The sequence below is a fragment of the Murimonas intestini genome (genome assembly GCF_024622195.1).
Lineage (GTDB): Bacteria > Bacillota > Clostridia > Lachnospirales > Lachnospiraceae > Murimonas > Murimonas intestini.
Genome location: NZ_JANKBI010000003.1, coordinates 92,284 through 103,996 on the forward strand (window position 1 = coordinate 92,284; position 11,713 = coordinate 103,996).

Genomic DNA, 11,713 nt, shown 5'->3' on the forward strand with positions numbered 1-11,713 from the left:
AGCTCACAGAGCACATAGAAGACAGAAGGGAGAAATTAAGATGAAATTTGGCAACGGCTGCTGGCTGCAGAAAGAAGGCTGTGAATGCTTCGCCCCTGCACAGGCATATTTTGTAAAAAAAGAAGATACGAAGGTGACTATCTGCGCACCCACAGGAAGGATCAATCACAGGGGAGATACGCTTGGAGGAATCAACCTGACACTGGAGATCACTTCCCCTATGCCGGAGGTGCTCCGTCTAAAAACATCACATTTTCTGGGAGTACAGAAAAAATCACCCGAATTTGAATTAAATATACATGAAGATCTTCCCCTTGATGTGACAGAGGATGATGAGACAATAACAGTCAGAAGCGGAAGCCTGAGTCTGGCAATCACGAAAAATAACTGGTCCATGACATACACAAGAGGCAATGAGAAGCTTACAAAAAGCGCGGGACAGGATCTGGCGTTCATGAAGACTGACTGGAAGGGATTCGCATATGACAAGGGCAGTGATGATGCCTATATGCGCCAGCAGCTGGGACTTGGCGTGGGTGAGCTGGTCTATGGCCTGGGTGAGAGGTTTACGCCGTTTGTTAAAAACGGCCAGTCTGTGGATATCTGGAATGAAGACGGAGGAACAAGCACTGAACAGTCTTATAAGAATATCCCGTTCTATCTGACAAATAAAGGGTACGGTGTGTTTGTAAACCATCCAGAGAAGGTATCCTTTGAGGTGGCGGCTGAGCAGGTGACGAAGGTGGAATTTTCAGTTCCGGGTGAGAGCCTTGATTATTTCCTCATAAACGGGCCGACTATGAAGGAAGTACTCATGCGTTATACAGACCTTACAGGAAAGCCGTCCCTGCCTGCACCGTGGACCTTTGGACTGTGGCTGTCCACTTCCTTTACAACGAATTACGATGAAGAGACTGTTATGAGTTTTATTGACGGGATGCTGGATCGGGATATTCCTCTTCGTGTATTCCACTTTGACTGCTTCTGGATGAAAGAATTCCACTGGTCAGATTTTATATGGGATGCAAGAGTGTTCCCTGACCCTGAAGGAATGCTGAAGAGGATAAAGGATAAGGGGCTGAACGTCTGCGTCTGGATCAATCCATATATAGGACAGGAATCTGCCTTGTTTGAAGAAGGAGTCAGGAGGGGATATTTCCTGAAGCGTCCGGGCGGGGATGTATGGCAGTGGGATATGTGGCAGCCGGGAATGGCAATTGTAGATTTTACAAACCCCGAAGCATGCAGATGGTATCAGGATAAGCTGGAAGTCCTGCTGGATATGGGGGTTGACTGCTTTAAGACGGATTTCGGTGAGAGGATACCTGCAGATGCAGTTTACTATGACGGAGCAGATCCTGTGAAGATGCATAATTTCTATACATATCTCTATAACAAGACTGTTTTTGAACTGCTTCAGAGAAAAAGAGGGGAGAAGGAGGCAGTGCTGTTCGCACGTTCTGCTACAGTAGGAGGACAGAAATTTCCTGTACACTGGGGAGGAGACTGCTGGTCTGACTATGAGTCCATGGAAGAGAGCCTCAGGGGCGGCCTTTCTCTGACAATGTCTGGTTTTGGATTCTGGAGCCATGATATAGGAGGATTCGAGAGCACGTCCACACCGGATGTGTATAAGAGGTGGGCGGCTTTTGGACTTTTGTCTACTCACAGCCGCCTGCACGGCAGCACTTCTTACAGAGTGCCGTGGGCATATGATGAGGAAGCCGTGGATGTGGTGAGATTTTTTACTAAGCTGAAGGCAAAACTTATGCCTTATCTGTATGCAGGGGCAGTATATACATCCGGGACAGGTGTGCCGCTTATGCGGAGCATGGTGCTGGAATTTACAGGGGACAGGACCTGCCATTATACAGACCGCCAGTACATGCTGGGGGACAGCCTTCTTGCAGCTCCTGTTTTCAGGGAAGACAGTGTGGCAGAATATTATCTTCCCAAGGGAACATGGACCAGCTTTCTGACCGGGGAGGAGAAAGAGGGAGGCGGCTGGCAGGAGGAGATACACGGATATCTGAGTATTCCTCTTCTGGTAAGGGAAAATACAATTCTGCCTGTGGGAGCCTGCGATACGCGTGCCGACTACGACTATGGATATGGGGCAGAGCTTCGGGTATACAGTCTGAAAGATGCAGCACAGGTGACAGTGTTTGGCATGGACGCCGCTCCTGAGATAGAGGCCAGGGCAGCCAGAGAGGGGAATCGTATAATATTTACAGCAAAAGCGGCCTGTCCTTATACTGTCCGTCTTGTTAATGTGAAGGCAGCTGGTGTGTCAGGGGTAGAGTATGAGTATGATGGAAATGATACAGTAATCAGGCCCGGCGGTGAAAAAGAAATCGTAATTGAGATTTAAGGCAGACCACCTGCCCCTGTAGCGATTTTGGTTTAAAACCGCGTTTGACGATGTGATTTTTCTGCACTTCTATAATGTTTAACAGGTCTGTGCATTTACTGCACAGACCTGTTCGAATGTCCGAATTATTTTTCTTTCTCATTTTTCTTTTTTTTGCTCCACCAAGTAGCAGTCAATGAACATCCCCCGCCTAAAACCAGCAAAATGATTAAAATATATATCCATAAATTATCCATTATATCTTCCCCCTTCCCAGACAATGTATTTTATTTACGGTTTTGCCTGTCTTTACTGATAGTATAATTTATTTATAACTATAAGTCAATTATTTCTTACATAAAGTTTAAAACAATAACCTGTTACATTAATTCTGTAAACAGGTTAGATCTCAGCGATGGGTTATCTTTTTATCCTCAGTACTGCTGCATTAATAATTATTGTAAGCAATGTAATGTCATATGTTAGGGTTATTGCACTAGTATAGATCAGAGGGTCACTTGTAATTGAATATGTATAGTAAGAACATATATTTAACAGAACAAACAGCATGATTATTCCCCTGACACAAGAGGTGGCAATTATTCCCCGTCCCCGTTCATCTCTGCCTTCCTTTGAAAAATAAAATACAATAAATATAGCCGTTAGCACAAAAAGCAGTATTTTACAGACAACAATAAACGTCATATTTTTAAACAGCTCCATAATAATAATTGGCATTTTTAATTCCATTCCATTTCCACCTCTCCCTGAGTTAACATTCTTTATTACTTTGAGTTATGCCGGCAGCAGTTATCCGACAAGTATTATATAGCTCATAAAGTATCATTTAGGCAATACCTCCTGAAAATCGAATAAATCTTCTATGGTAACATTAAATACCTTTGCAATACTGTAAGCTAAAAGCATTGACGGATTATATCTATTTCGTTCAAGCTGTATGATAGTCTGACGTGATACGCCTACAAGGTCGGCAAGTTCCTGCTGGCTCATTCTTTTCGTAGCCCTGAAAACATGAATCTTGCTATCAAATTTATACTTATCTAATTTTGCCACATATGCACCGCCTCCACTGAAATAATCTGCTGTTGATTATAACATATTTCTAACACTATGTGAAATATATTTTATTCCCGGATCAACAAAAATAGCGTGCATTCCTTATACAGAAAATGCACGCTTTCGTTTAATTTACTATCTTCCGATTACCATTTTGAGGATTAAAAAATAGAATTTTCTTTCTTTTTCTTCAGCTGTTTTTTTGCGTATTTTTTTACCTTACATTCGCAGTGTCCACAGCCCTTTCCGGCTTTTGTGGCCTTTTTTATATCTTTGAAGCTGCCGGCGCCTTCAGCTATTGCATCCTTTATATCTTTTTTTGTCACCTTCAGACAGGGACAGAGGTATTTATCTTTGCTCATATCCACCTCACAGTACAAGAGAAGGGGCAGTATATACCCGTGCGGCCAGCTCTGAGTCCAGCATATAGAGTCCCTTGGAATCATGGCCGAACAGTTCGAATTTCCTTATCAGGTCCTCAGAATTTTTCTCTTCCTCGCCCTGCTCCTTTACAAACCAGTCCAGGAACTGCATGGTCCTGAAATCCTTCACTGTATAGGCAGCGTCATAAATATTATGGATAAGCCCTGTCACATATCTTTCGTGCTCCAGTCCGGCCGCCAGGGGCTGGTCAAATGCAGAAAACTCCTTGTCTGGCTTAGGGATAGGGGCCAGCGTTACCTTCATGCTGTTGTTCTGAAGATACTGGGTGAAGAGTATTGCGTGGTCACGCTCTTCCTGGGCCTGTACATTGAACCAGTTGGCAAATCCGTCAAGCCCCTCGTTCTTATAATAAATTGAAAAATCCAGATAGAGATAGGCAGAATAAAATTCTTTATTTATCTGTTCGTTAAGCAAATCAGCTACTTTTTTGTCTAGCATTTTATGAGACCTCCTTTATTTGTGCAAGCAGCGGGCCAAAGTCAAACCTGCTTTGCCTTGGCGGCTTCCCCGAGGGTCAAATACCCTGCAGCCTGCAAGTTTAATCCCCCGGATTGCTGCGGGGTTTTAACTATCGCTGCATATGCAGCTATGTAATCTGACAGACATATTATAACATTATACATGGCATGGGGCAAGCCTGCAAAAATAAAAGATATTGTTGACAATATATGTTTTCCTTATATAAAATGGAGAAGGTATTAAAGAAAACAGCCGCAGCTGTAATGGAAAACAGCACAGCGGCAGAAGTGGAACAGGGAGAAATTTTGTGAAAAAAAGTTCGTTTTGGACAATGATAGTTCTTATATTTGTATGCGGACTGTTTTTTTTATGTCTGAAAACAGATGATACAATGCCGGATAAAAAGGAGGCTGTTGTTTCTCATAGTTTTTCTGAAGCAGCATCTGAAGAGAGTATGTTAATGGCCTGGGGAAGCTGGGCAGAGCAGAATATGATCTGGGAGAGAGGCCTGCCGGGAAATGGAACCCATACGAATTTCAGGCTGTCTGCGGTACAGCAGAAGAGTGGATACAGTGCGTCTGTTCTTATATGGATGTGCCTTGCCTGCCTTCTGCTGTGCCTGCCGGGAAGACTGAAGCCGTCCTGGATGATGAGCCTGAACAGCAGCTTTCATATCCGGGATGTCCGGCTGCACAGGATAGATATTGTGTGGCAGTCGGATGGGAAAAAGGGGGTATCTGCCGTCTTGCAGAATTATTAATTCACAGCATAGGCTGTGACTAAAATCAGGAGGCAGATACAAAAATGAAAATTACAGATATTCTAATGCTGCTCGGCGGTCTGGCATTATTCCTTTATGGAATGCAGATGATGAGCAATGGCCTTGAGACAGCGGCCGGAAATAAAATGAAGGCGGTCCTGGAGTCGCTTACGTCCAACAGGTTCAAAGGTGTGCTGGCAGGAGCCGTGATCACAGCAGTGATCCAGTCATCCTCAGCAACAACGGTAATGACAGTAGGTTTTGTTAATTCCGGCCTCATGACACTAAAACAGGCTGTTTGGGTGATCATGGGAGCGAATATAGGGACTACGATCACGGGACAGCTTATTGCTCTGGATATGGGGGCGATAGCGCCGCTGATCGCCTTTGCCGGTGTAGCCTGCATCATGTTTGTGAAAAATGAGAAGATCCGCCACATAAGTGAGATATTTGCCGGGCTGGGCATTCTTTTTATAGGAATGGGGATGATGGGGGATTCCATGGTTCCGCTGCGGGAGTCTGAGGTTTTCCTGGGCTTTATGACAAACTTTAAAAATCCTCTCATAGGCATACTTGTGGGTGCAGCATTTACTGCAGTGATCCAGTCCTCCTCAGCGTCGGTAGGAATCCTTCAGGCATTGGCCGGCACTGGCATGATCCCCCTGTCTGGAGCCGTGTATATACTTTTCGGACAGAATATCGGCACATGTATCACAGCAGTTTTGGCCAGCTTTGGAACAAAAGTAAATGCAAAACGCACTACGATCATCCATCTGATGTTCAATATCATTGGTACCGCTGTGTTTACCCTCATATGTATGGCGACCCCATTCGTTTCCTGGATGGAAATGCTGGCTCCGGGCAATCCCATAGCGCAGATCGCAAATACGCATACTGTTTTTAATATTGTCACCACGCTGCTTCTGCTGCCATTTGGAAACCTGATGGCTGCAATAGCCACAAAAATGCTGCCGGGCCGCAGGGAAGAGGAGAGTGCGGTAAAGAGGCTGGAGTATATCAAGCCCCTGGATCATGTATATCCTGTGGGCCACTCTGTACTCGTACTGTCACAGATTGAACAGGAAGTAACGAGGATGCTCTCCCTTACCAGAGAGAATGTGAAGAGAAGCTTCGAAGCCGTGGCAGAGAGAGATGTCAGGATACTGAAAGAAGTAGAAGAGCAGGAAGAATACATAGATTATTTAAACGGTGAAATATCAAGACATATTGTGAAGCTGATGGCTACAGAGATGAAGACAGAAGATTCTCAGAATATCAACGGCTATTATATGATCATCAGCAACATCGAGAGAATAGGCGATCATGCAATGAATATCGGGGAGTATGCCAAAGACCTGGATAAATGGAATACCTCCTTTTCCGAAGCAGCCCTGGAAGAAATAAAGGATATGAAAAAAACATGCCTGAAAGCCCTGGATGATATAGACTTCCAGGATCCCTCCAGATCCAGGGAGATTCTGGAGCTGTCAGCAAAATCAGAACAGCGCATAGATGATATGAAAGAAGAGTACCTAAAACGCCAGATGAAGAGAATGCAAAAAAGCACATGCGAGGCCCAGGCAGGCATCCTGTACTCAGAATTGCTCACAGACTTCGAGCGGATAGGGGATCATGTGCTGAATATTGCGGAGGTGTATCAGAAGATGGCTTGATGGCTGGTTAGCTGATTAACAGGACGCTTTGCGCGGGAGGCAGTGAGCCGTCAGGAAGGTTTACTGGCACAAAGCTGGCTCCCGTAATGAGGCTGGGGGATGGGTGAGGCCACTACTTGATTGGATTTCCAGAACATAGTGGAAGCAATTAATTACTTTGACAGCTGGTAAGCTACAAATTGGTCCTACGTTAGCTGGATTAAACTGTTTTAGAGATCTTGAGAATATCAGGTTTTAAAGCTGGAGACTTCATGGAAAAGATTTTAATTATATTCTTTCATATGCATAGTAGTTTTCCAACAAAACCCCCCGTCTGTTTATAACAGCCAGCTTTGTGACGGTAAACTTGAGGCTGTCAGACAGGGCAGGGAAGGGATTCAGGGTGGCGGACTATAGTGAGGACATGAAACTCTTAGGCTGCGGGGAACGCGGTCAGCAAAAACGAGCGCTTGCGCTCGAGGCCGGAGCTGTCTGAGGGGCGTTTGTATCGACAAACGCACCGAGTTTCCGGCCGCTTTTTGCGGTTCTAGCGTTTCACGCAGCCTTAGAGTTTCAGGACGCAGCGGTTCGGACAGAACCCTGAATCCCTTCCCTGCCCTGCCTGACAGCTCACTATCCATCAACACAAAGCGTTCTGTTATTTGATTAAACAGTAATTTAATAAAATGATTATTTTCCCCCTATTGACATCCTTTTGAAATTTTGGTATGGTTACCCTATTGCCTGTAGGCAAATGTATATCAGGAAGGGGAATTCTATGTCTTTTTTACCATTTGCGGCAGCTTCAGCGAATCCCGAAGCGGTGCCGTCAATCGCACTTGTGTTTATGGGGATCAGTCTGGCACTTATTATTGCTGTCCCAATAGCGCTTTTCTTCTATATTAAAAAACGTTTTATGCTTAATCCGCGTGCACTGCTGAACGGTGTTCTTGTATTTCTGGCAGCGGGGATGCTTCTGCCGCAGCTGGCCAGTATTGGTCTGGCAGCCATTCCGGGACTTGGAGATACCTTAAGGTCCAACAATGTACTTGCGGGGATCGTGATGTCACTTGTGCTTGCAGCGTTTCAGATGGCAGGCCTTTTTATAGGCGCGAAGGTTCTTATGAAGAATGCGGGCTTCGGAAGTTACGTGTTCTTTGGACTTGGGTTTACAGCGATTGAGGCCTTTATGCAGACAGCCACAAACCTGTTCAGCTACCTGTCACTTGCCATGTCTGTGAATCAGGTAGGCGCGACACAGCTGATCCAGGACCTGAAGGAGTCTAATCCTGAGCAGGCCGAGGAGGGGGCAAAGGCGCTATATGACTTTATAGGTGCGCCTGCTGTCAACTATCTGAGCTATGGTCTGGACAGTACGATGAAAGTTATATTTATAATCTGTGTTGCAGTGCTGCTCTTTGCCGCGCTCAGCAAGATCGGACCGAAGTATATGGCTGCGCTGGCTCTTGGTTTTGTATTCCTGTATAATGTGCCGAATCTGCTGTTCCAGGCAGGGCTGTACAGCAGTATCTGGGTTGCCGAAGCGCTTTATCTGGTGGTTACGGCAGTGACGGTCTTCTATACATATAAGTTTGTGAAGGAGAATATGCCTCAGGAACTTGAGAATCTGACAAGGAAGATAAACAAGTATGCGCCTCCCCAGAAAAAGTTCCCGAAATTCAATATTCCAAAAGATTAATAGCAGATGAAAGATGCCTGTTTTCCTTAAGGGGCCATGGCCCCTGGAAGCAGACATCTTTTTTATTTTACAATTTTCTGAAATCCTTATTGCAGCCTTTTCTGATACAGCTTTTCAATGAGGTTGATCATTGCATAAAGCCCCATGGCTATGATACACAGGATGACAATGCTCATGAGCACCCAGTCCAGCTTAAAGACCTGTGTGCCGTAAATGATAAGATATCCCAGGCCGCATCTGGCCCCGATAAATTCTCCTATAACAACACCTACAAGGCAAAGGCCTATATTGACCTTCATGATGCTGATGATGATTGGGATGGTGCTGGGAAGCACTACCTTGAAGAGTACGTCTTTTTTAGTTCCCCTCAGTGTATAGATTAATTTTATTTTGTCCGGGTCTACTTCCTGAAAACCTGTGTAGAGATTTAGGACAGTTCCGAAAATTGCTACTGACATACCTGCCACAATTATGGTATTCATATTGGCGCCCAGCCATACAATAAGAAGGGGAGCCAGTGCGGATTTTGGCAGGCTGTTCAGTATGACGAGATAAGGCTCCAGTATCTGTGACAGCTTAGGGCACAGCCACAGCAGCACAGAGATGAGGATACCGAATATGACCACGAGCAGGAAGCTTAACAGGGTTTCGGCAAGCGTCATTCCCACGTGTAAAAAAATAGACCCATCTTTTACCATAGAGATAAAGGTGGATGCGATTCTGGCAGGGCTGCTGAAAATAAAGCTGTCGATCAGGCCGAAGCGGGCAGAAAGCTCCCATATAAGGATAAAAGCCACAAAAAGCAGGATTCTGGCATTTGTGACAAATTGTCTGTGGCGCTTCAGGCCCTTTAAATATTCCTGCTGGGAAAGAGAAGGGCTAGTCATCGTTGTTCAGCTCCTTCCATATAAGATTAAAATAATCCTTAAATTCAGGAGCATTCCTGGATTTCATAGGTGTTCTCTCTTCCATATCTATCTGGATCGGCACGATCTTCCTGATCCTGCCGGGGCGTTTTGTCAGTACAATAACCCTGTCAGCGACACTGATTGCTTCTGACAGATCATGCGTAACCAGGATGGCAGTCTTATGCTCCTTCTTTATGATAGATGCGATATCGTCACAGACGGATAATCTTGTCTGATAATCCAGAGCTGAAAAAGGTTCATCCAGCAGCAAAAGCCCAGGGTTTAATGCAAGTGTCCTGATCAGTGCCGCCCTCTGGCGCATACCGCCGGAGAGCTGGGAAGGTTTTGCGTTTTTAAATTTGGACAAGCCATAGGATTTCAGCAGCTCATCAATGTGCTTTCTGTTTTCGGGTGTATCTTTTTTCTGTATTTCCAGGCCCAGCTTCAGGTTACTGTAAATGGTGCGCCATTCAAATAAATGATCTTTCTGAAGCATATAGCCGATATCTGTTTTGGAGTCTTTGATATCTCGTCCGTGCAGGAGGATAGTTCCTGATTCTGGAGTAAGCAGGCCGGAAATCAAAGAAAGCAGCGTGGATTTGCCACAGCCGCTGGGTCCGACGATTGCTATAAATTCGCCATCTTCAACTTGGAAGGATATATTAGATAAGGCGTAAGTCTCGCCGTTGATACTGTGATAGACATAAGTGACATCTTCTAGTTCTAATAATGATTGCATGTTTTACCTCCTTTTGTACTTATATCTTATTCTATGAAAATGGGAATAAAAGGGTTACTGTGCACGTCGGTGATGTTTAAGCGCCATAGGGCCGGAAAGATTGGTTTTCCCCTCATTCTTGCAGAATCGCGTTATTTCTGATATACTGGGCATATTATCTTCTGGGAGGAGTATTATGGGAAAGCCATTTATTACAGAAGCAGAAATTGTTCAGATGACGCTGGAAAATGTCAGGAGCTTTTATGACCGGAATACTGAATTTACTACTACGCCAATGACAGATGATTTTGTCTGGATTGGCTCCAATGATTTTCAGTGGAGTGAGGGACTGGAAGAGTTCCGCAGGGTAACAAAAAAAGAATATGAAGAACCGCCTGTCATGCTGACGGATGAAGAGTTTCATCTGCTCTTTCACGAAAGAAATGTCTGGATCGTTTATGGACGCTATAAGATAAATGCCACACTGGAGGACGGTTCCTTTATTCATGCACATGTGCGGGGGACTTATGTCTGGCGCAGAATCGGCGGAGAAATAAAATTGGCTCATGTCCATGGGTCACATGCACAGGACATTCCGCTGAATCAGATCATAACGCCGCCGGATCCCTTAACTATGGATACAAATTATTTTGAATATATGAAGAATCTGGATACCAGAAAAGCGGATTCCGAGAAGCTGGCCTTCCGTGACATCGAAAAAAATTATCACTATCTGTTCCCTCACGAAGTTTTTTATTTAAAAGCCGCACTTCAGCGGACAGTAGTTTATACGAATGATGGATGTTTCCAGATTCCCGGAACCCTTGCGGAGAATGAAAAAAAACTGCCTGAAACGTTTATGCGGATACACAAGAGCTATATCGTCAATACCACGCTTATTCACCATATCTGCCGTTATCAGGTTATTCTAAAAGACGGCCGGGAGCTTCCGGTCAGCAGAAGTCAATATATGAGGCTGAAAAAATATCTCCAGCCGTCTTAATACAATATAAAATATTTTATACGGAAGCATTTATTGTTTTCAAAGAGAATAAAATACTTATTCATATCAGCGCTGCCGGTATTTACGCATGAATACCGGGGTATCATTATTGTCCCCTCTGCCATGATCTGCCCGGGATACTGCCTGGACAGATTATCAAAGATTTTTATATCCAGCTAAAAATTCTTGAATACGCACAATAATTGTTAAATACGAAATAACTTGACTAAACAAAGACGAAAATGATATAATTTTCCAAGAAAAATGACATCACAATTGTGATTATGTGAACTCAATATGTGGAATGAAATAAAATATTTTTCTTAGGAGGAAATATCGTGACTATCGAAAAAAATTTAGAGGAAACAAAACTTACATTGAAATTAGATGGAAGGCTGGATACAACAACGGCGCCCATGCTTGAGGATGAGATAAAAGCTTCTATTGCCGGTGTTCAGAAGCTTGAATTGGATTTTGGCGGACTTGCGTATTTATCTTCAGCAGGACTGCGTGTTCTGTTAGGGGCACAGAAGATAATGAACCAGCAAGGTAAAATGATAATCAGAAATGTTAACGATACGATCATGGAAGTCTTTGAGCTCACTGGTTTCTCAAAAATTCTGACGGTTGAATAAAGGGGGAG

At 44.3% G+C, this 11,713-nt stretch carries 13 protein-coding genes; 6 read left to right on the forward strand and 7 right to left on the reverse strand.

What is annotated here, in order from left to right; translation table 11 throughout:
• The first annotated feature begins 40 nt into the window (after positions 1–40).
• Positions 41–2,371, forward strand: a complete 2,331-nt coding sequence (yicI, locus tag NSB28_RS06530) for an alpha-xylosidase (protein WP_109626115.1) — start codon at positions 41–43, stop codon at positions 2,369–2,371.
• Between the two features lie 399 nt (positions 2,372–2,770).
• Here yicI and NSB28_RS06535 read toward each other — a convergent pair whose 3' ends face one another.
• The 5 genes from NSB28_RS06535 to NSB28_RS06555 form a co-directional block, all read right to left on the reverse strand.
• A complete protein-coding gene (locus NSB28_RS06535) occupies positions 2,771–3,100 on the reverse strand; it encodes a hypothetical protein (RefSeq protein ID WP_109626116.1) in 330 nt (109 codons plus the stop codon).
• 93 nt (positions 3,101–3,193) lie between these two features.
• Positions 3,194–3,424, reverse strand: coding sequence for a helix-turn-helix transcriptional regulator (locus NSB28_RS06540; protein WP_109626117.1), 231 nt, complete (start codon positions 3,422–3,424; stop codon positions 3,194–3,196).
• Between the two features lie 164 nt (positions 3,425–3,588).
• Positions 3,589–3,789, reverse strand: a complete 201-nt coding sequence (locus NSB28_RS06545) for a (2Fe-2S)-binding protein (protein WP_109626118.1) — start codon at positions 3,787–3,789, stop codon at positions 3,589–3,591.
• A gap of 7 nt (positions 3,790–3,796) precedes the next feature.
• A complete protein-coding gene (locus NSB28_RS06550; RefSeq protein ID WP_109626119.1) occupies positions 3,797–4,309 on the reverse strand; it encodes a ferritin in 513 nt (170 codons plus the stop codon).
• A 41-nt stretch (positions 4,310–4,350) separates the two neighbouring features.
• On the reverse strand, positions 4,351–4,536 hold the full coding sequence (locus NSB28_RS06555) for a hypothetical protein (protein ID WP_109626120.1): 186 nt from the start codon (positions 4,534–4,536) through the stop codon (positions 4,351–4,353).
• 101 nt (positions 4,537–4,637) lie between these two features.
• Between NSB28_RS06555 and NSB28_RS06560 the strand changes: the two genes are divergently transcribed.
• The 3 genes from NSB28_RS06560 (at position 4,638) to NSB28_RS06570 (ending at position 8,441) form a co-directional block, all read left to right on the forward strand.
• Positions 4,638–5,090, forward strand: coding sequence for a hypothetical protein (locus NSB28_RS06560; RefSeq protein ID WP_148410456.1), 453 nt, complete (start codon positions 4,638–4,640; stop codon positions 5,088–5,090).
• A gap of 44 nt (positions 5,091–5,134) precedes the next feature.
• A complete protein-coding gene (locus tag NSB28_RS06565) occupies positions 5,135–6,763 on the forward strand; it encodes a Na/Pi cotransporter family protein (RefSeq protein ID WP_109626122.1) in 1,629 nt (542 codons plus the stop codon).
• Positions 6,764–7,520: 757 nt separating this feature from the next.
• The gene (locus NSB28_RS06570) at positions 7,521–8,441 is read left to right on the forward strand and encodes a YhfC family glutamic-type intramembrane protease (protein WP_187374275.1); all 921 of its coding nucleotides are present in this window, start codon (positions 7,521–7,523) and stop codon (positions 8,439–8,441) included.
• An 86-nt stretch (positions 8,442–8,527) separates the two neighbouring features.
• Here NSB28_RS06570 and NSB28_RS06575 read toward each other — a convergent pair whose 3' ends face one another.
• Positions 8,528–9,328: an ABC transporter permease gene (locus tag NSB28_RS06575; protein ID WP_109626124.1), complete on the reverse strand. Its 801-nt coding sequence runs from the start codon at positions 9,326–9,328 to the stop codon at positions 8,528–8,530.
• Positions 9,321–10,088, reverse strand: a complete 768-nt coding sequence (locus NSB28_RS06580) for an ABC transporter ATP-binding protein (RefSeq protein ID WP_109626125.1) — start codon at positions 10,086–10,088, stop codon at positions 9,321–9,323. The genes NSB28_RS06575 and NSB28_RS06580 overlap by 8 nt, the downstream gene beginning before the upstream one ends.
• 175 nt (positions 10,089–10,263) lie before the next feature.
• On the opposite strand from NSB28_RS06580, the gene NSB28_RS06585 reads away from it, so the two are divergent.
• Entirely contained in the window at positions 10,264–11,070 is an 807-nt protein-coding gene (locus tag NSB28_RS06585) for a LytTR family transcriptional regulator (RefSeq protein ID WP_109626126.1), read from the forward strand.
• Between the two features lie 338 nt (positions 11,071–11,408).
• Positions 11,409–11,705, forward strand: a complete 297-nt coding sequence (locus NSB28_RS06590; RefSeq protein ID WP_109626127.1) for an STAS domain-containing protein — start codon at positions 11,409–11,411, stop codon at positions 11,703–11,705.
• The last annotated feature ends 8 nt before the right edge of the window (positions 11,706–11,713 follow it).

Bases quoted from the DNA above. Each gene is read 5' to 3' on its own strand.
- yicI (WP_109626115.1), top strand. From the start codon at position 41: ATGAAATTTGGCAACGGCTGCTGGCTGCAGAAAGAAGGCTGTGAATGC.
- NSB28_RS06535 (WP_109626116.1), bottom strand. From the start codon at position 3,100: ATGGAATTAAAAATGCCAATTATTATTATGGAGCTGTTTAAAAATATG.
- NSB28_RS06545 (WP_109626118.1), bottom strand. From the start codon at position 3,789: ATGAGCAAAGATAAATACCTCTGTCCCTGTCTGAAGGTGACAAAAAAA.
- NSB28_RS06550 (WP_109626119.1), bottom strand. From the start codon at position 4,309: ATGCTAGACAAAAAAGTAGCTGATTTGCTTAACGAACAGATAAATAAA.
- NSB28_RS06565 (WP_109626122.1), top strand. From the start codon at position 5,135: ATGAAAATTACAGATATTCTAATGCTGCTCGGCGGTCTGGCATTATTC.
- NSB28_RS06570 (WP_187374275.1), top strand. From the start codon at position 7,521: ATGTCTTTTTTACCATTTGCGGCAGCTTCAGCGAATCCCGAAGCGGTG.
- NSB28_RS06575 (WP_109626124.1), bottom strand. From the start codon at position 9,328: ATGACTAGCCCTTCTCTTTCCCAGCAGGAATATTTAAAGGGCCTGAAG.
- NSB28_RS06580 (WP_109626125.1), bottom strand. From the start codon at position 10,088: ATGCAATCATTATTAGAACTAGAAGATGTCACTTATGTCTATCACAGT.
- NSB28_RS06585 (WP_109626126.1), top strand. From the start codon at position 10,264: ATGGGAAAGCCATTTATTACAGAAGCAGAAATTGTTCAGATGACGCTG.